This window comes from Vibrio sp. 10N.247.310.17 (assembly GCF_041466605.1).
GTDB lineage: Bacteria > Pseudomonadota > Gammaproteobacteria > Enterobacterales > Vibrionaceae > Vibrio > Vibrio tasmaniensis_A.
In genome coordinates, this window is the sequence record NZ_JBFSTC010000003.1 from 103,279 (window position 1) to 125,422 (window position 22,144).

A 22,144-nucleotide genomic window follows, 5' to 3' on the forward strand; every position below is an offset into this window, starting at 1 on the left:
AGTGCTATCTATCTTTATTCTGCACTGAATCCTTTGTTCAGTACTTACATGTAATTCGGTATTTCTTATGAGCCCTGACTTTCAGATAAATACTCAACACCTCAACCTAAAAATCATTGAAGCCTCAGACGCTCAAGAGTTTTCGCAGCTGGTTAAATCCTCCCCGAGTTTATTGCCATGGCTCGACTGGTGCCACGACGAGTTTTCGACCGTCGAGGCCGAGAGATTCATTCTTGCGACTCGCTTAAACTGGGTTAAAGCCGATGCGTTTGGCTTTGGTATCTTCGAACGAAAAAGCGAAAAGTTAGTCGGCATGGTGGCCATAAATGAGCTTTACCACACCTTTAATATGGCAAGTTTAGGTTATTGGGTGGGTGATCAATTTCAGAGAAAAGGGATAGCGAAAGAAGCAATGCTTGCCCTATTTGAATTTTGCTTCGCAATGCTCAAGTTGACGCGTTTGGAGATTGTCTGCGATACAGAGAACCTACCCAGCCAAAAGCTGATCGAGAAATGTGGCGCTGAACGTGAAGCCATTGCAAAGAATCGCTTTATCTTTAACGGTAAACCGAAAGATGGCGTGGTTTATTCTGTGTTACCTCCATTATCTTAATCGCTTAATAGAGTAACAATCCGAAATAACACGTACTCGACACGATCGAAAAAGAGCTCCGAAGAGCTCTTTTTTATTATCAGCGTAATGACCTTAGAAGGCTTACCTGATTAGTGAAGCTTTAGGTTTGGACGAAGGACACGGTTAATACGACCCACCAACATCATCAGTGATGTTTTGATTAAGCCGTGAAGTGCCATCTGGTGCATTCGGTACAAAGAGATGTAAACCACACGAGCAATACGTCCCTCAACCATCATCGAACCTTTAGTCAGGTTACCCATCAAGCTACCTACTGTAGAAAAACGGCTTAGTGAAACCAGTGAGCCTTTATCTTTGTAGATGTAGTCTTTCAGGTCACGACCGTTCAGCTTAGCAATGATGTTGCTAAATGCGCAGCTTGCCATTTGGTGAGCAGCTTGCGCACGTGGTGGAACAAACGAACCATCCGCTTGTGTACATTGCGCCAAATCACCGATAGCAAAGATGTTGTCATCAAGCGTAGTTTGCAGCGTGTTTTTGACAACCAACTGGTTGATACGGTTCGTCTCAAGACCACCGATATCTTTCATGAAATCTGGCGCTTTAATACCAGCAGCCCATACCATGATCTGTGCTGGGATCTTCTCACCATCTTTGGTCGTTAGACCGTCAGCGTCAGCTTGTGTAACCATTGTCGTTGTACGCACGTTGACGCCAAGCTTAGTTAGCTCAGAATGTGCTGCGCTGGAAATACGAGGAGGTAGAGCTGGAAGAATACGCTCACCCGCTTCAACAAGGTTAACGTTCAGCTTGCTTGAATCTAGGTCGCCAAAACCGTATGTACGAAGCTCTTTCACAGCGTTGTGAAGCTCAGCAGACAGTTCAACACCAGTAGCACCCGCACCAACAATCGCAATGTCTACCGTACCTTGACCATTCTTAGCGTGCAGCTTTAAGAACTGGTTGTTCATTTCTGTACGGAAACGGTGTGCTTGCTCTGGGCTATCAAGGAAAATACAGTTGTCACGAACACCTGGGGTATTGAAGTCGTTTGACGTTGAACCTAACGCCATCACAAGAATGTCGTATTCAAGTTCGCGGCTTGGCATCAGTAACTCACCGTGCTCATCAGTCAACTCGCTCAACGCAATCACTTTACGTTCACGATCGATATCGTTCAGGCTGCCCATTTGGAAATCAAAGCAATGGTTTTTCGCGTGTGCGCGGTAGCTTAGCGCGTCAACACCTTCATCCAATGAGCCAGTGGCTACTTCATGAAGCAATGGTTTCCATAGGTGGCTTGCTTTACGGTCTACCAGAGTAATCTGGGCACGTTTCTTACGACCTAAAGTGCGGCCTAGCTTAGTTGCTAGTTCTAAACCACCAGCACCGCCGCCTACTACGATAATTTTTGTCACAATGACAATCCTCTACAAAATGAATAAATGGGGTTCGGCTCGATTACTCCAACCGATAAATTCTATGTATCTACTCGGCCTCAATTCCAAAGGCTGCGGCTCATTTGATGACTGTGATAATAAGTAACAACAGCTCACTGAGTAGTTAGAGGGATTACAAGCAACAAACATTGGTTTGTCACTTTGCTCACGAGGATGAAAAAGGTGTCTACCTGAGAGGCAGAGCACAAATTATGGGCAAGTTTTATCACTCGCTCTCAATTTTTTTTGACATTTATCAAAATATTTTGCTTTAGAACATTATATATAGCAAAAAGATGACCGCAACAAAAATCCTTACCCACAATGAGGATTCGTGACTGATTAGTTAACGTTTGCGCAAACTCATCGATAAAATCTATATGACTAGGGCACATTGACCTTTTCACGGTCAAATTTCGTTCGATATAAAAGCGTTTTAATCGCGGCAAGGGGGAAGTAGCCTGGTCATTCTAAGCAAATCTCCCTCAACAAAGAGTAAAACGCTTTTTGCGGGGTGCTCAGCTCGAACCCTTCGGGCATCGCTTGCTAATTTGGATAAAAAAACAGCACTCAATTGAGTGCTGTTTTATAAAATGACGGTAATCCTTAAGCGTTTTTAAACGCCTTCATTGCCTGTAAGTGTTGAGAGATCTTTTTGAACTTATGACTCTCTTTTTCGTCCCAGACAACTTCGTAGTAATCTTCTAGAGCAGAAGCTGTTTTCGTATTGTCGTGAATTTCATCTTCACGAGAAAGCACCACTAAACAGCGTCCTTTGTTCTTCATACGATACTGAGCGACACACTTAGTCGCGATGTCTTCGTACTCTTCTGGGCGATCAATTCGACCTACCATGTTGTTCTCAGGGTGCAGATTAGGGTTGAACACCACCTGCTTAATCCCACATAAGAAACCAATACGCTCAGACCAAAAACCACCCAAACCTACACCACAAATGATTGGATGTGGATCATCGGATTGCTCTATCACTTTATGCACTTCTTTTAGCAAATGCTGCATATCGTGTTTTGGATGCAAAGTACTGTAGTTGATGAAACGAACGTCATCATCAATGAATTGCAACTGCAGTATTTTTTCGTGATTGCCCGGGCTTGTTGAGTCGAAGCCGTGTAGATAGATAATCATTGTACCTCCCCCATTGAATATTGGTACGTTTTGATCAATCTAACACGAAAAACAAGGTTTTAAAGGGAAGACCTCTGAAATTATATTTTTCACTTCCTAAACGTGATCATAGCTACATAAAGTGTGACTAAGAGCCTCTGCTTCACACTGATAACTGTCATCGCCCCATAGCTGATGAGCAAGTAAATACCACAGCATTGCCATCATTTGGCTTCTTGGTAACCAGGCTTCTACTCCGTCAAGCCAAGATTGGGGATCATGGATACCTCTTAGCTGACAGTACTTATTAACAGCTTCTGTAACTGGTAATCGGGCAACAGCAATAGTCAGCGTAAGATCAAGCCTTGGGTCTGCTAGCGCTGCGTATTCCCAGTCAATGATCTTAATCCCATCTTGATTCTTCACAAGGTTATAGCCACCGAGATCAAAATGACACAAAGACAGGCCTACACTTGGGATACTTGGAGCCACGCGCCACTCTTGATAAATCTTGGTGCAGGTTTCAGTCTTATGAACCGCATCAAGCTGAAGCCAGTAATGGTCAACTCGAGCCGTATAGCTGAACGGTTGGAGCGGCAGTCGCGCAGTATTAACCAAATGCACTGAGATCAGCGTCTTCAGTAAATCATCCTGCTCGAGTCCTTCGTACAACGTCTCACCCGCGATCCATTCAACCAGTAAGCCTTGCTCATTGACCACTATCGGACTTGGTCCGATATCTAGACGCTCAATAGCAGACAGTACTTGATACTCTTCATGGCGAGAGATGAAGAACGCTTTGGTGATGGGGGTAATTGGACGCCAAACATACGCGGTGCCATCGGCTAAAACCAATTTCCAACATCGATTAGTCAACCCACCTGTCAGTGTCTGTGCTCTGATTGGAGGCTCAGAAAAGTAGCCATCAAGAGAACTCAAACTGGTATCAAGAAGCTTTGCTTCAGACCAAGAAAAAATCGCCATATTTACTCCCTATAAACGTCTTAACTGCCCTATAAACGTCTTAATTTCCCTACAAAAAAGGCACTGACCAAAAGCCAGTGCCTCTTCATTAATACCAATCACAGCAAATAACATGTACTGCGTTGAGGCATGACTAAGCCAGGTTAATAGCACACTAAGCCATTTAAGAAGCTCAATAAGCTAAATTAAAAACTCAGTAAGCTAATTAGAAGCCAAGTAAACTGAATTAAAAGCCCAGCAAGCTCTTAGATTGTTGCTTACGGATTTCAGTTTCGTCAGCCCATTCAATCAAGCCTGACTCAAGATCCATTAGGCGCATGGTCATTTTGTAGTATACGTCTTCGTCGCTGCCCGCTTTCTTAACGATGCTTGATAGGTTGCCGTACAACATGTACTGAGCACCAACCATTTTACCAAATTGGATTGCTGAGCTTTGATTTACAAGCTCATCGTTATTTTGGAAATTCAACTGTTCACGAACAGACTCTACACGGTCCATATCAACGAAACGGAACTTACCAGAGTTCAGCATTTTAGTACTGATGGTATCAGTGATTGACTCAGTATCGATGTGCTCACTTGTTTTGTTCTTGATTCGCTCTACGAACACGATTGGACGTTGCTCACGAGTAATATAAGACACAGAACCAGACGCCATCATGCTATCGACCATTTCGCCCGCAATCGTTTGAAGGTCAGTTGAACCGAAATCGATTGTCGTGGTTTCTACTGATTGTGCATCACCGTAGCTTACCTTGTTTGAACAACCGCCTAAAATAACCGCTAAACCTAGTAGCGCAATGACACTCTTTTTCATTTTGTTTCCTTAACTAATCACTAAGTGGGGTTACCCACTCTCTTAAATTTTTGTATTTTCGAATCCTTAGACCCGTTCTATCTCGTCTTTGCTATAAAGCTTGGAACCACTCTAAATATGAGCGGTTCCAAACGAAAGTTTACTGCTCTCTGAACTGAACTCTGAACTGAGTCGCTTTCGGATTTACCGACACTTCCGACAACGAAATACTTTCAAAGCCACGAACAATCGCTTGCTTCCAAGGGCCTTGCTTTAGGTTGACCTCAAGACCAGCATCGTCGTACCAGTAAAAGCGATAAAGGATATGTTGATCGCCTTTATAGTTACTGTTTAAACGCACGATTCCTCGCGTATGACCGTCGACGAGGTCAGTTCGGATATCTTCAACCTGTAAGCGGCTACCCAATACCTTATCACCAAAGAAAACGTTCTGAGTTTGACTATCTACCCTTACGCCAGCTGTATTATCAGCACAACCAGCCAGAGCCATAACCGCTGCTAAGCTCACTAACCACTTTTTCATTACAGCCTCCCTAGCTGTTTATGCCACATTGTTGCATTGTTTCCTTGTCGAGAAATCCACACCAAAGTGGTCTGCCCTTCTCGAATATCAAAGTCATACGTTTTAGTGCCCGCTTCTAACGTATATTGACCACTGTTTGCTACAAACGTGCTGGTCTTTATTTCCGCAGGTAAAGATTGCCAGCTTCGAGTGTCTGGTTGTTCCGTGAATGCATTCCAGACATTGAACAAAATGTTACCGACATCGTTACCTTGAGTGGCTTCTTTACGGATGCGGTCTTTCGCGACCACACGTAACGCTTGGCGAATAACAATGCTCGTCATACGTTCAGATAAATCATTCTGCGCCATCGCATTCACATCCGTAATCAAATGCTCAGACAACGGTTGCCCGCTGATTCGTAGCGCAGAAAAACGTTCTACGTTTTGGCGCGGGTAATATGGCAGCGCCAGAGAGTATATTGCGCCCTGATCGCGACTGTCATAAATAGGTAAATCTAATCGCCAACTGTCCATCGCTTGAACTGCACTTTGTTCTTGAAGCACAATTACTCGCCCTTCGCTTGCCCCTAACTTAGATGACTGCTTGTAGCGCTTTTTCAGTGTAGCTAAATCTTGTCGCATGCCTAAGCGAGCAGCTGTTGCCATGGTTCTATCGATGATTTCTTGGTTCTCAGGCATGATGGCCAAAGCACGTCGATAGTCCACATAAGCGCTGTTCAGATCGTTAGATGCTTCGTAAAGCAGGCCAGACAAAAACATCAAATACGCATTTTGCACAGATTGCAGCTTTTTACCCGCATCAGGATAATTCGCAAGAATACTACCCACGTTGGCAGACAACCCTTGAGATTTTGCATCGCTTGCAGCACTTTCTAACTCAGCTTCACGTTGTTTCTTGGCTTGCTCCTGAACTTGGTTAGCGCGACGCATTTCGATCACCGCACCTTCTAAGTCGTTTTTCTTTAAATAATTTAAACCAAGATATAAATGCAGAAAGCCCAACTCATAATCGGCTGGCACATACTCGGTAATATTGTCATTCACAGCCAACGCGCCGACACTGGTTGCACTGTCTGATACAGAGATCACCGCTTTACTTTGCTGATCTTTTACTGCCTGATCGGCCAGTTCGAGCGACGACTTACTCTCAGGATATTTTTGATCAAGTAGATTAATTCTACCTTTTTCAAAGTTATCAAGAATGTCACCTGCTACGTAATCTGGTAACTCTTGTTGAGCCGTTGAATAATCCCCAGACTTGACTGCTTGGTAAATTTCTTTGTTTTGCGCGCTGTAATGACTGAACAGGCTCCCTGCCGACATATTCGCACAACCCGCTGTCAACGCCGATAACAGGGCAATGGAAGCGAATCTAAACTGGTGCTTCACTTATCGTCTCCGTGCATGTTTAAAATGCCAACTTTGTTAAAAGGATCTTAAGCAAGTGGATACCTTGCTTTTTAGGCTCAACCTAATCGATGCCGATATTCAGACAACAGATAAAACTAAAAGTTGGCATACAAACAACAAATTTTCCAACTCGCTGTTTATGTTAATTAACCATTAACTTGTATTAACGAGACCATTAACTGTTTCGTTAGCTTATTAGCCTTTTAATTAACTCATTAAAAGCGGACCAAGCGGGCGGCCACCAACCAAATGCATGTGAATATGGTAAACCTCTTGGCCACCGTGAGAATTGCAGTTCACAATAAGACGATAGCCATCTTCTGCAATGCCTTCTTCTTTTGCTAACTTACGAGCAACAGTAAACATACGTCCCATCATTGCTTCATCTTCCGTTTCAACATCATTCGTTGTTGGAATCAGCTTGTTAGGAATAATTAGAATATGACTAGGAGCACGAGGGTTAATATCGCGAAATGCGGTTACTAAATCGTCTTGGTATAGTAGATCTGCTGGGATTTCTTTATTGATGATCTTACTAAAAATGGTTTCTTCAGCCATGTGTCTCTCCGATAAAACATTTATTTTTTAATGCTTTGAGTATGCGCTATGCCGCATCAAACCACAATAAACCTGCTTTAAAGCATAATAAAAAACACCGTTCAAATCAAAAAAAACACGCCTTATCTCTCAAGAACGGCATATTGGCTAGGACAAAGGGCTATTTTTGACGTGTGCGTCATAAAATGCGTAAGCCGAGCTCAATAGAATCCTGATAATTTTGTTAGTTTTGTTTTGACCTGGTATTAGGTCCACATTTATTTAGGGAGAAAGTCATGAAGGGATCTGTGATCAAGCGTATGTACGCTGGTTTCGCACTGATCATCATCATGTTCGCAGTCACGATAACCATCATGATGAGCAGCATGAATCAGATACATAGCAATTTTGAGAGCGTCTCAAAAGTATCATTGCCGCTGGTTGCGCTTTCAAACCAAACAAGTGTCCAATTACTTTCCGCTGACAAGTCATTTAAAGACTTCTTAACCACACAAAATTCTGAGCGTATGTCTGCAATGCGTACAGAGTTTGCTGCATCACAAAACGCTTTTTCTGAAGTTCTAGGTAGCCTAGAAACAGCAAGCCAAGACAATACCTCGCTCACTGAGCGCATCACGCAATTAAGAGCGATGGAAGAACGTTACTTCACCGAAGCAGATGAAGCGATGAACAATTATATCGCTATGTTTGAGGCGCAAGAGCAAGTACAAAAAGCATCACGTGATTTCCAACGCTTACATTCAGAATTGACCGTTGGCATGAAAGAGTACGTTGCCGACCAAAAAAGCATCTCTGTAAAAGTGATGGCAAAGAGCTACTTTATTAAACTACAAGACGCCGAGGTGATTACCTCTGATGCACTAGCAAGTTCTGATGTTGCCTTCGTACAAAAAGCCGTCAACCAAAACAAAAAGGCCGTTACCCACCTAAACTACGCGTACCGTGGCTTAGCGACACAATTGCCTGCGATTAAAAATGTTTTCGATGAATCGGTTAAAAATTTCACCAAAGACGTGGGACAAAAAGGCGGTGTTTTAGATAAACATAATAACTATCTGAAAGCGAAAGAAGCCTTGTACATCAACATTGCTAATCTAGCCGTTGAAGTCGACCAAGCAATGGCGGTACTGGATTCTTTCAACGTCACAGCGGAAGAGCAACTCAACTCATCATTAGCAGATGCGAGCAGCATCTACGACAACGGTCTATTCAAAGCGATTGCAATTGGCATTGTTGTCACCGTATTCGCTGCAGCAATTGGTTACCACATTGCACATAGTGTAAGAGAGCCACTAACGCGTATCCTAGGTACATTAGAAGGCCTGACTGAAGGAGATATGACTCAGCGTATCGATATTCGATACGACAACGAATTCAGCCGAGTAAGCCGTCACATCAATACCTTAGCCGACAACCTGCACAATATTCTGGTGAAACTGAATGACGCTTCAGATGACCTAACCAATACTGCAAGCGTAAACCAAAAAACCTCTTCTGAGACACAGGCTCAATTGAACAGTCAGCGTGAACAAACAGCAACCGTCGCAACGGCAATGACACAAATGTCTCACTCTGTACAAGAAGTAGCAAACAGCGCACAAAGCTCATTAACTATGGTTCAACAAGTAGAATCGGCTTCTGAATCAGGTCGCCAGGTCATGAACACCAACATCAGTACCATTAATCAACTTGAGGTACGTCTGACTGAATCCGTGGGTGCTGTAGGCGAGCTACAACAAATGAGTAGCCAGATTGGCTCTATCCTCGATGTTATTCGTGGTATTGCTGATCAAACCAACCTACTTGCACTCAACGCAGCAATCGAGGCCGCACGCGCTGGTGAACAAGGCCGTGGATTTGCTGTAGTTGCAGATGAAGTCCGAGTACTGGCACAAAAGACAACTCAATCGACGTCTGAAATTGAGACCATGATCAGTAACCTACAATCAAGTTCTAAAACAGCAAGTAATGTGATTGAAAGCTGCATGAGCGATATGGATATGTCGGTTGAACAAGCTTCAAGTGCTAATAGTGCTATGGAAGAAATTCAGGCATTGATTCTAGAAATCAGTCGAATGAGTACGCACATTTCTCAAGCCGCGGCTGAGCAGAGTGAAACTTCGGGTGATATCGCGCGTAACATTGAAGACATCAACCAGATTGCTGATAAGAGTTATCAAGCGATGTCATCAATTGCAGAGGCAAGCCAAAACCTAACAATTCTGGCAAACCAGCAAGGCGATTTAGTTCATCAATTCAAGCTATAAGTAAACGAAGAACCAATAGATATTCACCTGAAATGTTGGGATATCTCACCCAATAGTGATAACTAATTGAACAAGGGCAACTTTTATCAAGGGTTGCCCTTGTTTTTTATGAGCTTTGTCATTATATGATTGTAAAGGCTTGCTGCTTCCCGTTTTTCTTTCACCTTTATGAGCGAGCCGCTATTAAGGAATTTATATGGCTGTTCATGTTGGCATTATCGATCAAGACCCCATTCGGTTGATCACCCCACTACTCGACAACCGAACGATCAGCACTCACATCGTGTTCATCGGTGACAAAAATCAAATCAGTATCTATCAACGCTTAGACAGCGTTTTGCAGAAGCGTGATATTACGAGTGAATTTTTCGAGATTCCAACTATCGTAAACACCTCTGCAATTAAAGAATCGATCCAAAACCTTGCTGAAGACTTAAAAGCTCGGGGACAAGAAGTGAAGCTCAACGCAAGTTGTGGCCTTCGTCACCGCCTACTGTCTGTCTACGAAGTATTTCGTACTTACCACTGGCCAATCTTTGTTGTTGAACCAAACAGTGACAAACTGTGCTGGCTTTACCCGAATGGTAAAGAAGACGCACAAGTTCAAGACCGCATCACTATCGATGACTACTTAACGGTATTCGGTGCTCGTGGTGAATTCAGCGATGTACAACTGTCTCCGCAACTTGACCAAAAACTGTATGAACTGGGTGAGCGTTGGGCAAGTAACGCATTAGAATTAGGCCCAGGCCTTGCTACATTGAACTACCTTGCAACGACCTGCCGTAAAGAACAAAGACTTGATGTGGGCTTGTCTGAGAAGCAACAAGGTTATCGCGAGCTGAACATGCTGTTGAGCGATTTGGTTGAAGCTAAGATTGCCACTTATGACAATGGTATTTTGACGTTTGCCAATGAAGACGCGCGACGCTTCTCAAACGGCGAATGGCTTGAAACATTGGTTCATAGCACCGTTAAGCAGATCCAAGATGACATGCCGACCATTCAAGATCGCTCTTTGAATGTTCAGGTTTATCGTCAGCTCGGTGAGCGCGAAGTTCGTAATGAGCTTGATGTTGCTTCTGTAGTGAACAATAAGCTGCACATCATCGAGTGTAAGACCAAAGGTATGCGAGATGATGGCGATGATACCTTGTACAAGCTGGAATCGCTCAGAGACCTGCTAGGTGGCCTACAGGCCCGTGCAATGTTGGTGAGCTTCCGCCCTCTTCGTCATAATGACATCACACGAGCAGAAGATCTTGGCCTAGCATTGATTGGCCCTGACGAATTAAAAGATCTTAAAACACATCTCGCGGCATGGTTTACCGCTGCCGGTGGTGATGAAGATTTGGAGTGCTAATTTAAGAAACTCGAACATATCGAATTCTCAAAAAACAAAAAGGCGAATGACCGCTTAAGTCACTCGCCTTTTTTGTACCCGTAACGATTATGCCAATCGTAGTAAATGACTTATATCCACTACCCCGCCCGTATTGACAAGGTCTAAACTTTACAGCATCTAGATGTTCACAAGGTTTAGAGCTCACAAGGTCTACGTTTACAAAGTCTAAAGCTCGCAAGGTAAAAAGCTCAAAGGACTTGTAAACACCCAAAAAAATGGCCACATCATTCGATGTGGCCATTTTCAAAATTTGAAGTCGTTTTGGGACTTAAAGCACTTGAAAACTAAAAGTACTGTTACGACTCAAAGCATTTTACGAGCAGCTTCTACAACCACTTTGATTGAGCGCGCTTCCGTTACTTTTAGTGTCTCGTGATCAGGTATCTCTTTTTGAGTACGGTTGATGATCACACCAGCAACACAACCTGCTTTCAAACCAGAACTTGCACACATTGTTAGTAGCGTTGCAGATTCCATTTCGAAGTTAAGAACACCCATGTCTTGCCATTCTTGCATAGAACCTTGGAAACGCTTAACCACGCGACCAGAGAACGTGTCGTAACGCTCTTGACCTGGGTAGAAAGTATCACTTGAAGCGGTTACGCCCATGTGAACTGCTGCGCCTGATTCTTCAACTGCTGCTTTCATTGCTGTAGCAACTTCGAAGTCAGCAACTGCTGGAAACTCCATAGGAGCGAAGTGTAGGCTAGCGCCGTCTAGACGAACAGAACCCGTAGAAACAATCATGTCACCCACGTTTACGTGAGGTTGGATCGCACCAGTCGTCCCAACACGTAGGAAAGTACGAACGCCAAGCTGAGCAAGCTCTTCAACTGCGATAGAAGTAGATGGGCCGCCGATACCTGTTGAACATACAACAACTGGCTTACCGTCTAGCTCTGCGCGATAAAGCGTGTATTCACGGTGACTCGCAAGAAATACGGGATTCTCCATCTCTTCTGCAATTTTTTGCACACGAGCAGGATCACCAGGAATGATCGCAAGAGTAGCACCGTTAAGATCTGCTTCAGTAACACCTAAGTGGAAAACAGCTTGAGACATAGTTCGCTCCTTTTGGCTTATTGGGCTTTTTACCCTTATTTAAGCTCATAGTAAATTCGTGGGGTACGAACACACTCTAACCAAGCTCATAATGAAATGAAGTGACGAACATCACACCAATGATCGCAACAACACTTCAGGTTTCACGAAAAACCGATTGGCATCACAAAAATAAGCAATCAGAACGGCTGCGTTGCATACTAATGAGACAAAAAGCGCCTTTAACGTATGACCGCTAAAGGCGCTTTTATGCGAGATGCTTCTTATATAAGACGCTTTTAAAATTAAGAGCGTCTATGTCTGAGAGCTGAACTTAATCCGCTTTAGACTTGAATCGAAGCAGGCGCAGTGCGTTGAGTGTCACCAGTGCTGTCGCGCCACTATCTGCAAGAACGGCAACCCAAAGCCCGGTAATACCAAGCAAACTGGTCACCAAGAACACACCTTTCAAACCGAGCGCTAGTGCTACGTTTTGACGAATGTTATTCATGGTCGCTTGCGACAATTCAATCATCGCGGGCAGCTCAGTTAAACGGTTGTGAGTCAGTGCTGAATCTGCCGTTTCAAGCGCAACATCAGTACCACCACCCATAGCAATACCGACATTCGCCGTTTTCATTGCTGGCGCATCGTTGATGCCATCACCGACCATAGCAACGTGTGACTGTTGAGATAACTCTTCAACATAAGACACCTTGTCACTTGGAAGCAGGCTCGCTTTATATTGCATACCAATTTTGCTGCTGATCGCTGCTGCGCTTCGTGGGTTGTCCCCTGTGAGCATGATAGATTGAATACCCAAGTCATTAAGTCGTTCAATCGCAAGCTTAGCGTCACTACGTAACGTATCTTGCCAAGCAATCAAACCAATCACAGTCGTAGCTTGTTCTGTTGACTCTTCTAGATCTTTAAGCTCAAGAGCAACCACAACCGTCTTGCCCTCGCCTTCCAATGCTTCTACCTGAGAAACCACATCGGGTCCAAGAGCAAACGTGACTTTAGACGGTGATAAAACCTGATACTTAACACCATCGACATCGCCTTCAACACCGCTACCAATGAGCGCTTTCTTGTTGTGTGACTCAGGGATCTCAACATTCAGCTCTTTAACTTTAGCGACAAGCGATTGCGCCAAAGGATGAGTCGAACCAACTTCAATCGCCCCAACTACACGAAGCATCGCGTCTTGTTTCCAACCTGATAGAGGTTGAATATCCGTAACCTGAGGCTTGCCTTCAGTCAGCGTACCTGTCTTATCAAAGGCAATCGTTTGAATTTTCCCTAACTGCTCTAGTGCCGCGCCGCCTTTAATTAATGCGCCACGTTTCGCCGCTGCTGCTAAACCAGAAGTAATTGCAGCAGGTGTTGAGATAACCAACGCACACGGACAAGCAATCAACAATAGAGCTAGACCTCGGTAAACCCAGGTTTCCCAAGGCTGCGCGAACAGCAATGGTGGGGTGATGATGACCAACAGAGCCACCAACATCATTAGTGGTGTGTACCAGCGGCTAAACTTATCGAGGAAACGTTCAAGCGGTGCTTTACGAGATTCTGCTTCTTCAATCAAGTGAAGAATACGGTCGATCGCATTCTCACCCTGTTTTGACGTGATGGTGATACGAACGACTTTATCGACCACCACAGCACCGGCCATGATGCTGTTGCCTGCTATATGTTCGACAGGAACAGACTCACCCGTTAGCGCACTTTCATCAAAGCTCGCAGCGTCGGTAATAAGTTGACCATCAGCAGGTAAACGAGAACCCGCTGCCACTTCAATCACGTCACCAGGAGCAAGTTCACTTACTGCAACGTCAACACGGTCGCCGTTGATAATCTTGGTGGCATTTTCTGGCACCAATGCCATTAAGGCTTGAACACCACTTCTTGCTCTTGATGAAGCAAATGCCTCTAGACGCTCACCAATCAAAAACAGTAACAGAACCATCGCAGCTTCAGCGGTTTCGCCAAGGTATAAAGCACCGAGCGCGGCAACACTCATTAAGGTTTCGATTGCAAACGGCGTACCTGAACGTGCCAACTGAACTGCTTTCTTGGCCACTGGATACAAACCAAGCAAACAGGTTACGGTAAACAAACCTTCACTTAGTTGAGGATAAATACTTTTCAACAGTGCTGCGAAGAGCATTGCGGCTGCAATCGCTATAATTTCTAAATTAGGTTGGATATGAGCTTGCCAAAAAGTCTCGGGGTGCTGTTTTTCTTTTTTAGAACCAACTTCCGAAAGAGGGAAGCCCGTTTTGATAGAGACCTGTTCAATGGTGTCGGCAAGACTTTCATTGTCGAATTTCACAACTAGCTTTTCGGTGGCAAAGAGAACTTTGGCTTGAATAACACCTTCAATGTTACTAACGGCTTTCTCTATTTTTTTAGCACAAGCTGGGCAGTCCATTCCTGAGACCAACCAACTTTTAGAAAATTGGGCATTTAAAGTTTGAGTAGAGGACTGACTGTCTTCTTCTCCACTGTCTGAACCACAACAATCATCTCCTGACGATGAAGACGCAGTAGCAGAAGAGCTGCAACATGAAGATGAAGTACCTGCTGCGGTAATGCTTGAAATTTTAGGGCTAGAGCAACTTGCTCCAGTCGCTTGTGGTTGAACGTCCACTTTTGTTGAGCGGCACGCTGCGTGTTTTGCGCACATAATGTATCTCCTTAATACTCAAAAGCCTTGAGGTTATTGCTCACTCATGAGCAACAGAACCTTAAGTACAACAAAAGTATAAACCTTGGAGACTACTCCAAGGTCAAGAACAAATTGTCCAAGACCAAGAAGAAATTTACAAACCAACTAATCTATATTGGAGTGTCGCTGTTATTGCGACTTGAGCTCTTTACACTCTTCTCTGTTCGACGATACATCATCAATAAGAACGGCATCATGTGAACAGAATGGTTGTGTATTCAAGCTGACTATCGACACATCGTCTTCTACAGGATCAACTTGGGAACCTTGCATAAGCTCGGCAATATGATAGCGAAGCACTAGGGTACCGAGTATTCCGAACAAAACATTGCCCAAGGCTTGCCCATACAGCACACCCAATGCGCCATACCATTGCGAGCCTAAGTAAACGAACGGCAATGTACCGAGAGTGGCTTTACCCAGATTCAGTGCTGTCGAGTAAAGCGGTTTACCTAGATTATTAAAAGACGTGTTGGCAACAAACAGTGCGCCGTTGAAGGTGAAGGTCAACGCTACATAGGTACAGAATGCGGCAACAATAATTGCTGCATCACCTTGTAGGCTAAAGCCTTGGATCACATAGTCTTGGACAAAGTATAAGAGAATACAAACGGCGATGGTGTACGCCGTAGTAACCAACAATGAGTTGTTGAGTGTTTCTTTTACTCTGTCCATTCGTTCTGCACCAAAGTTTTGCCCAATGATAGGGCCCACAGCGCCAGACAAAGCAAAGATAACCGCAAAACAAACCGGCGTCAGACGACCTATCACAGCAAAGCCCGCGACAAAATCCTCTCCGTATTGTGCAATCCCCGTCGTTACAATCGCATTACCGATAGGCGTTGCGGTATTGGTGATAATAGCAGGCAGCGCAATAGCCAATATTGGTCGAATATTAATGCGCCATTGTACAAGAGAAGGGGGAGCCACCAGCTGGTGACTGCGAATCAAAGGGTAAAGCGAGAAAAAGAGCACCGAAAAACGAGCAAAGACAGAAGCGATAGCCGCCCCTTCGATGTTCCAACCAAAACCAAAAATAAACAAAGGGTCGAGAATCGCGTTAACAATGCCGCCCGACAAGGTCGCCCACATCGAACGTTTGGCATCCCCCGCGGCTCTCAAGCCTGCACCCGCAGCCATCGCTAGCGCTAGAAATGGCCCGCTTGGCAATAAGATCTGCAGGTAAGCTTGCGCCCGCTCTGCGGCCACCCCCTTTGCACCAATCGCAGCAAGCAGCTCTGGGATATAGGCGAACATCACCGCAGTAATCGTCAAACTGATGACAAAAGCGGTCAGCATAATACTCGTGGCGAGGTTTCGAGCGTGTTCTTGATTCTTTGAACCAATAGCTTTGGAAACCAACGCACCCATAGCAATAGAAGTACCGATCGAAACGGAGGTAGAGAAAAATGTCAGTGTGCCTGCAAAACCAACAGCCGCGGCCAATTCGACTTGTCCCAACATACTGATGAACAACATATCGAGTAAATCGACCACGAATAACGCCATCAAACCAACAGAGCCAGCCCCCGACATCACCAATATGTGGCGCATCGTTGAACCTTCTACAAACTTCGCAGTTTGATTTGACATGAAACCTCCAAAAGTTGGAACACCACAAAATAAAGCTCTATAAGCTAGTCAGCCACAAACTAGGGGATCGACAAAAATGATCCACCAAGAAAAGCTCTACAAAGAAAAAAGGCGCTAGTGCGCCTTTTCAATTGAGGGTATTGAGAAAAATAATCGTTCTTAACACACCACTATACATGATGTTTAAAACTATACCTGATGTTTAAAGCATTCATCTAAGTTCTTGCCGATTGCTCTCAAAACATCGGTTCGAGTGATCATTCCCACTAGCTTTTTGTTATCGAGTACTGGATAAGCTTTGGGTTTTCCAACTTGCATCATATCTGCCAATTCAATAATGGATAATTCTGGTGATACCGAGAGAACTTCTTGGTACATACAATCACCTACAATATGCGTGTCTTGGCAGAAATAGCTCACCTTCACTAACTTCTCGAGTAAATCTTGTTCAGAAAGGAAACCAATCACTTGTTCATTATCATCAATGACTGGACCACCCATATGATGGCTGCGCATTACTCTGTCTAACGCGAGACTTAACGGCATATCAGGAGTGAATGTCACAACCTGCGGCGTCATGTAATCTTTCACTTTAATAGAATGCATTGCGTTCTCCCTAAAATACGTTTTGTTATCGATTTTTCTATCGTGTTACCTTAATTGTTGTCTAAAATCTTGATTTTACTAAATGGATTTCAACAATTTTATTGATAGGCAAAACCTACCAAAGCAAAAAACGAGGTAACAAAAGGCTTGCACGCATGCCTATGAAGCAAAAATTTAAACACCGCTTACAAACTCTTACCTTTGATTCCTCCCATAAGCTAGCCTGAATACATAAATACTGTAACCTTCATCACACTAATAATAAAAAGCTCAACTTAGGTAATTTATGCAACACGACAACAACATGTACGCGTATGTTTATGCAGACAACGAAGGTACAGAGAACACACTTATCGCTACTGTCGACAACCAAGAAAAGCCCCTAATCTCAAGCTGTTTTAATGAGATAAAGCGCATGTCTAACTTAGCTATTGATCTTGCAGCAGAACACAACTTGAAAGTGAAACTGGTTAAATACGGAAGAGAACAAGAGATCGACTTCGGCCTATTCCTAAAATAGCGCACTCATAACGCATGTCTTGTTCGGCAAGCTTAAGCAGCATGGTCAACAGCACAGAACACCGTTGAATAACATGTTATGAGTAGGCAATCACCTTGACAATGATTGCCTACTTAATTCAACAGCGAATACCGACCACGGTAAATATACGAAAAAGGCCAGCATTCGCTGACCTTCTCATTCACGATTTCAATCGCTATACGTTATTTGCTAGCTCTTAACGACTGGCTAGTAGCTACTAACGAGTGCAATAGGCTTCCCACAAACGCGCTGCCTTTGAGTAAGCTTCAGCCTTATCGTGCGTTTCTGCGAATAAAATTGCCGTCATACTATCCACAACACTATTCGCCATCAGCTCCATCTCATCTTCCGGTGTACCCAGTACACATTCAGAAGGTAGAGGCAGCTCAGCATTCATCGTGCCTTCCCAGTAGAAAGATTCCACCTTTTCAGGAGAACTCATCCAGACAGTTTGGCTTACCTTGGGGTTGTATTCTGATTCGCCATTCATGCCTTTAAATGAAATCACCGAGTGGGATTTATTGCCAATCACATGCTCAACTTCTGCATGAAGCTGTGGGAATCCAGGGTGAAAGCTGCCACGCAAGCCTAAACGTCCACCACCAGGGTTCAATGCACGAACAACGGTATTAATCGGAGTTCTCAGTCCATAACGATGTTTCCAACCAATCATAGTTTGAGCTTGTGGGGCGAAGTTCGCCAAAGGCAAGTAAGCAATACCATCGGCTTCTAGAATCTGCTTTGCGTCTTGCGGATCTTGCGCGCTGCGAACGCCGACACATTCTAAATGCGTTTCGGCATGCGTACGACCACTGGGTTTGTCCATGTAGCCATGCATTAATACTTTATAGCCGTTGTCAGCTAGAATTTTTGCTGCCAACAGGTTCCAAGGCTTTCCACTGGCGTTATCGTTACGCTTACCTGCATAACACGGCCAATCGATATCAGCACCTAAGTCTGGCACTCGAGATTGAAACGCTTTTACAAAGCCTGCGATTTCTTCATTGGTTTCATTCTGCACACGAATCAACATCAGTAGCATAGCCATTTGGTCGTCACCGACCTCTCCGCTTAAATACTCATCCATGATGCGGTAGGCTTGTTCGAACGACAAAGGCTTACGACCTCTTTCCCCTCGTCCAACTGTACGAATACACTCTAAAATACTACTCATTGATTGTTTATTCTCTTCCGTTGATATCAATAAAATTCGAATACGTTTTCGATTCTATGACACCCGCAGTTCATTGCAAAGCGATTCAGGTGCTAGCGTGCTAATTACCAATACACTGATTGGTATTCTAAAAGTAAACTTACTGGTGTAAAATTAGAGTATGCAATGCTAACCGCGACATATTGAGTAATATCCAGATGACGGTAAAAAAAACACTAAGCCAAAGAAAACGCGAATCTATCGTGGCCGCTGCCATCGCAGAGTTTACCGAGCATGGCTATAAAGCCACCAGCATGGATAAAATATCGAGCCGCGCGGAAGTATCAAAGCGCACGGTTTACAATCACTTTGCGAGTAAAGAACTGCTACTGGATGAGATTTTAGACAGCATTTGGAGCAAAACACTCGCAGCGACTCAGTTCCCCTATCAAGCCGAACAACCGCTAGATGAACAACTTACCTCTATAGCCAACCAAGAACTTGAGCTTCTCGAGTCTGAAGGTTTCATCGACTTATCTCGCGTACTGTTCTCTGAATATTTTCATAACGCAGAACTCGCGCATCAAGCGATGGAAAAATATTCTCAAGCAGAAAGCGGCCTGACGACTTGGATCAAAGCGGCATTGGCTGATGGGCGTTTGGTTGAACTCGACCCATTGTTTGCATCCACTCAGTTTATCGCCCTGCTGAAATCTTTTGCATTTTGGCCACAGATCATTGGTCATGCGCCCTCTCCTGATAAGCAGCACAAGCAAATAATCATTAATTCCAGCGTCGAGATGTTCCTTAAACAGTACCAAGCGTAATAAAAGTTGAGCTCTGCTAAGTTTTGTTGGGTTTAATTAGAGATGCGTAAACGAGTGATGTATCATGCGCTCGTTCTACGCTTTCCTGTTTAGCGGTTGCAGAATGTGATTCATACCAACCTTAATTCGGACACAAAGACCAATATTCCATGCCAAAGTTGATAAGCAAAATTTGGGTACATGCTTTTATGCTATTCGCTATGTTAGTGGCCACCGTCAGTGTGGACAGTATCGCGAACGCCAATGCTATGCAGGTAACTCAAAATCTATCAACCTTATCGCTAAACACCGATTCCTCATTCGACACCAGTGACTCATTCCCATATTCCAGCGCGCAACCCAATGTAGAACACCACTGCTGTGGCTCTGTATGCTTGCTTAAAATGCCACCGTTGATTGTGTCAGAGTCTTTTGATACCCAAATTGGTTCATTGGCTTTGATCGAGAAAGAGCCTTCACACAAGGCAATCATGTCGCCACAAGCTCCTTATCGCCCTCCTATTTCTTAATTGTTTGTCCCTGTTTGGCAACGCTTGCCAACGTATTACTAATACAGCTCTATCGCTGTAAACAATGACATCCAAATTTAGGAAATAACACATGAAAAAGCTATTTAGCCTATTCGCAGCTCTGATCATGAGCGCCTCAATTAATGCCGCTCAGTTTGAAGAAGGTACTCACTACAAGATCCTCGACGTAGCGAAAGCAGATAAGCCAGTCGTTACCGAATTCTTCTCGTTTTACTGCCCTCATTGCTACAAATTTGAAGGCGTCATTGAGTTCCTTAAACAAGATCTACCAGAATCAGCAAGCTTTCAAAAAGTGCACGTAGCGTTTATGGGCAACGACATGGCTGTGCCTATGGCAAAAGCTTACGCGACCATGATTGCACTCGACGCTGAAGACAATATGGTTCCAGCAATGTTCGCCAAAATTCACGAGAAGCAACAGACTCCAAGAAACGAAGCGGAACTGCGCCAGATCTTCATTGATAACGGTATCGATGCGAAGAAGTTTGATGCGGCCTACAACGGTTTCGCAGTTAACTCAATGCAGAAGCGTTTTGATAAGCAGTTTGATGCGAGCACATTAACTGGCGTTCCAGGCGTATTAGTTAACAACAAATACATCGTAAAACCGGATCAAATCAAGAGCTACGAAGAGTACAACCAACTGGTGAATTACCTTCTAACGCTTTAATCAAAAGCAATAATCTTTAAAACCTCCAAAGCCAGCGACCTGTTCGCTGGCTTTCTTGTCTATACGAATGAAGTGAACGCGCGATGGCACGCTCGAAGATCATTCAGATCGCCCTTGAATACACGTCAGAATCACTGTTCACTGGCATCCGTCGTTATTTCTCATATACTGCACCCTATTACGTCATCCACTACTCTGTAGTACTCAAAATATTAGTACTCGAACATTGGGCACCTTTATGATTATTCTGACCACTAACTTTGGCGACATCGAAATTGAACTTAACCTTGAGAAAGCGCCAGTAAGTTCAAAAAACTTCCTTAAATACTGCCAAGAAGGCTTCTATGAAGGCACCACATTTCACCGTGTGATTGAGGGTTTCATGATTCAAGGTGGTGGACACACTATCGACATGACAGAGAAGCCAACACACGCACCTATCGTCAATGAAGCAAATCGTGGACTAAAGAACGTGATTGGCTCAGTGGCAATGGCTCGTACAGACGCACCACACTCAGCAACGGCGCAGTTCTTTATCAACCTTGACGACAATGATTTCCTTGACCATACCGCGACCAGCAACGCAGGTTGGGGTTACGCAGTGTTTGGCAAAGTATCGGCAGGCATGGACGTGGTCAACAAGATTGCGCTTGCACCAACCACTACTCGCTGGGGACACGAAGATGTACCTTGCGAAGATATTGTGATTACCAAGGTCACGATTCGCGATTAATTCAAAATTAGCAGTCAATTCGCTTTTTTATCAAATAACGAAGCAATGTTGGTGCTAATTGCATCGGTATTAGTTACGATGACAATAGTTGTAATGTCATCATAAGAATTAGGTACTGACGAATGTCACAAGAATTTGATAGACAAAATAGCTTTGGTTGGATGATCAACGTGATCGCCAATAAAGCGAGCAAAGATTTCGACACAGAATTGAAAGAACATGGCTTAACCATTGCGCTCTGGCCAACCTTGATGTGCCTATGGGAAGAGGAAGGTATTACTCAGCGTGATATCGCGGCAAAGTCCAAAGTCGAGAATTCGACAACGACACGAACATTAGACAAGTTAGAAAAGCTTGAACTGGTTGAACGCAGAGCCGATCCAAACAGTCGTCGTTCTTTCAGAATCTACTTAACGGAAAAAGGGAAAGCACTCGAAGAACAGTTGATTCCAATCCCTACTCGTTTAAACAAAGAACTGATGAATGAGTTGGACGCTGAAGAACAACAACAGATGATCAAGCTACTTCAAAAGATGGTCGCAGCAATCTGATCTTACTGTGACCGGAGCTTACTGCTAGTACATGCTTAAT

General features: G+C 44.1%; 21 protein-coding genes and 1 pseudogene. 10 read left to right on the top strand and 12 right to left on the bottom strand.

Annotation, left to right across the window (positions count from 1 at the left end):
• Positions 1–67: 67 nt before the first annotated feature.
• Positions 68–613, top strand: coding sequence for a GNAT family N-acetyltransferase (locus tag AB6D80_RS01900; protein WP_012604406.1), 546 nt, complete (start codon positions 68–70; stop codon positions 611–613).
• A gap of 110 nt (positions 614–723) precedes the next feature.
• Here the strand turns inward: AB6D80_RS01900 and AB6D80_RS01905 are convergent, their stop codons facing one another.
• From AB6D80_RS01905 to hinT, 7 genes are all read right to left on the bottom strand, one after another.
• Positions 724–2,013: an NAD(P)/FAD-dependent oxidoreductase gene (locus AB6D80_RS01905; protein ID WP_017096883.1), complete on the bottom strand. Its 1,290-nt coding sequence runs from the start codon at positions 2,011–2,013 to the stop codon at positions 724–726.
• A 627-nt stretch (positions 2,014–2,640) separates the two neighbouring features.
• Positions 2,641–3,180, bottom strand: a complete 540-nt coding sequence (ycfP, locus tag AB6D80_RS01910) for an alpha/beta hydrolase YcfP (RefSeq protein ID WP_012604408.1) — start codon at positions 3,178–3,180, stop codon at positions 2,641–2,643.
• A 96-nt stretch (positions 3,181–3,276) separates the two neighbouring features.
• Positions 3,277–4,143, bottom strand: a complete 867-nt coding sequence (locus tag AB6D80_RS01915; RefSeq protein WP_371707354.1) for a phosphotransferase — start codon at positions 4,141–4,143, stop codon at positions 3,277–3,279.
• 226 nt (positions 4,144–4,369) lie between these two features.
• Entirely contained in the window at positions 4,370–4,960 is a 591-nt protein-coding gene (gene lpoB / locus AB6D80_RS01920) for a penicillin-binding protein activator LpoB (protein ID WP_009847157.1), read from the bottom strand.
• 139 nt (positions 4,961–5,099) lie between these two features.
• Positions 5,100–5,483 (bottom strand): YcfL family protein, encoded by a 384-nt coding sequence (locus AB6D80_RS01925; RefSeq protein WP_009847158.1) that lies wholly within the window; start codon positions 5,481–5,483, stop codon positions 5,100–5,102.
• The gene (locus AB6D80_RS01930) at positions 5,483–6,874 is read right to left on the bottom strand and encodes a COG3014 family protein (protein ID WP_017104113.1); all 1,392 of its coding nucleotides are present in this window, start codon (positions 6,872–6,874) and stop codon (positions 5,483–5,485) included. Before AB6D80_RS01930 ends, AB6D80_RS01925 begins: the two co-directional genes overlap by 1 nt.
• A 228-nt stretch (positions 6,875–7,102) precedes the next feature.
• A complete protein-coding gene (hinT, locus tag AB6D80_RS01935; protein ID WP_012604413.1) occupies positions 7,103–7,453 on the bottom strand; it encodes a purine nucleoside phosphoramidase in 351 nt (116 codons plus the stop codon).
• Positions 7,454–7,728: 275 nt separating this feature from the next.
• On the opposite strand from hinT, the gene AB6D80_RS01940 reads away from it, so the two are divergent.
• Positions 7,729–9,720 (top strand): methyl-accepting chemotaxis protein, encoded by a 1,992-nt coding sequence (locus tag AB6D80_RS01940; protein ID WP_017096887.1) that lies wholly within the window; start codon positions 7,729–7,731, stop codon positions 9,718–9,720.
• A 196-nt stretch (positions 9,721–9,916) separates the two neighbouring features.
• A complete protein-coding gene (locus AB6D80_RS01945) occupies positions 9,917–11,083 on the top strand; it encodes a DUF1887 family protein (RefSeq protein ID WP_009847162.1) in 1,167 nt (388 codons plus the stop codon).
• A gap of 345 nt (positions 11,084–11,428) precedes the next feature.
• Here the strand turns inward: AB6D80_RS01945 and udp are convergent, their stop codons facing one another.
• The 4 genes from udp to AB6D80_RS01965 form a co-directional block, all read right to left on the bottom strand.
• Positions 11,429–12,187: a uridine phosphorylase gene (udp, locus tag AB6D80_RS01950; protein ID WP_009847163.1), complete on the bottom strand. Its 759-nt coding sequence runs from the start codon at positions 12,185–12,187 to the stop codon at positions 11,429–11,431.
• A gap of 313 nt (positions 12,188–12,500) precedes the next feature.
• Entirely contained in the window at positions 12,501–14,858 is a 2,358-nt protein-coding gene (locus tag AB6D80_RS01955) for a zinc/cadmium/mercury/lead-transporting ATPase (RefSeq protein WP_371707353.1), read from the bottom strand.
• A 171-nt stretch (positions 14,859–15,029) separates the two neighbouring features.
• The gene (locus tag AB6D80_RS01960; protein WP_017101605.1) at positions 15,030–16,493 is read right to left on the bottom strand and encodes an MATE family efflux transporter; all 1,464 of its coding nucleotides are present in this window, start codon (positions 16,491–16,493) and stop codon (positions 15,030–15,032) included.
• Positions 16,494–16,682: 189 nt separating this feature from the next.
• Positions 16,683–17,099 (bottom strand): CBS domain-containing protein, encoded by a 417-nt coding sequence (locus tag AB6D80_RS01965; RefSeq protein WP_009847166.1) that lies wholly within the window; start codon positions 17,097–17,099, stop codon positions 16,683–16,685.
• A 286-nt stretch (positions 17,100–17,385) separates the two neighbouring features.
• Here AB6D80_RS01965 and AB6D80_RS01970 point away from each other — a divergent pair, with 286 nt between their 5' ends.
• Entirely contained in the window at positions 17,386–17,619 is a 234-nt protein-coding gene (locus AB6D80_RS01970; protein ID WP_012604416.1) for a hypothetical protein, read from the top strand.
• 238 nt (positions 17,620–17,857) lie between these two features.
• On the opposite strand, the gene AB6D80_RS01975 is transcribed toward AB6D80_RS01970, so the two are convergent.
• Positions 17,858–18,844 carry a glycosyl transferase family protein gene (locus tag AB6D80_RS01975; RefSeq protein ID WP_017096890.1) on the bottom strand — a complete coding sequence of 329 codons (987 nt, stop codon included), beginning with the start codon at positions 18,842–18,844 and terminating at the stop codon, positions 17,858–17,860.
• Between the two features lie 167 nt (positions 18,845–19,011).
• On the opposite strand from AB6D80_RS01975, the gene AB6D80_RS01980 reads away from it, so the two are divergent.
• The 6 genes and pseudogenes from AB6D80_RS01980 (at position 19,012) to AB6D80_RS02005 (ending at position 22,104) form a co-directional block, all read left to right on the top strand.
• Entirely contained in the window at positions 19,012–19,620 is a 609-nt protein-coding gene (locus AB6D80_RS01980; protein ID WP_009847169.1) for a TetR/AcrR family transcriptional regulator, read from the top strand.
• Positions 19,621–19,769: 149 nt separating this feature from the next.
• Positions 19,770–20,129: a hypothetical protein gene (locus AB6D80_RS01985; protein WP_012604418.1), complete on the top strand. Its 360-nt coding sequence runs from the start codon at positions 19,770–19,772 to the stop codon at positions 20,127–20,129.
• A 91-nt stretch (positions 20,130–20,220) separates the two neighbouring features.
• Positions 20,221–20,820 (top strand): thiol:disulfide interchange protein DsbA/DsbL, encoded by a 600-nt coding sequence (locus tag AB6D80_RS01990; RefSeq protein WP_009847171.1) that lies wholly within the window; start codon positions 20,221–20,223, stop codon positions 20,818–20,820.
• A 238-nt stretch (positions 20,821–21,058) separates the two neighbouring features.
• The gene (locus AB6D80_RS01995) at positions 21,059–21,553 is read left to right on the top strand and encodes a peptidylprolyl isomerase (RefSeq protein WP_012604419.1); all 495 of its coding nucleotides are present in this window, start codon (positions 21,059–21,061) and stop codon (positions 21,551–21,553) included.
• Positions 21,554–21,658, top strand: a pseudogene (locus AB6D80_RS02000) (hydrogenase); the annotation flags it as partial.
• Between the two features lie 17 nt (positions 21,659–21,675).
• Entirely contained in the window at positions 21,676–22,104 is a 429-nt protein-coding gene (locus AB6D80_RS02005; protein WP_017101603.1) for a MarR family winged helix-turn-helix transcriptional regulator, read from the top strand.
• Positions 22,105–22,144 lie beyond the last annotated feature (40 nt).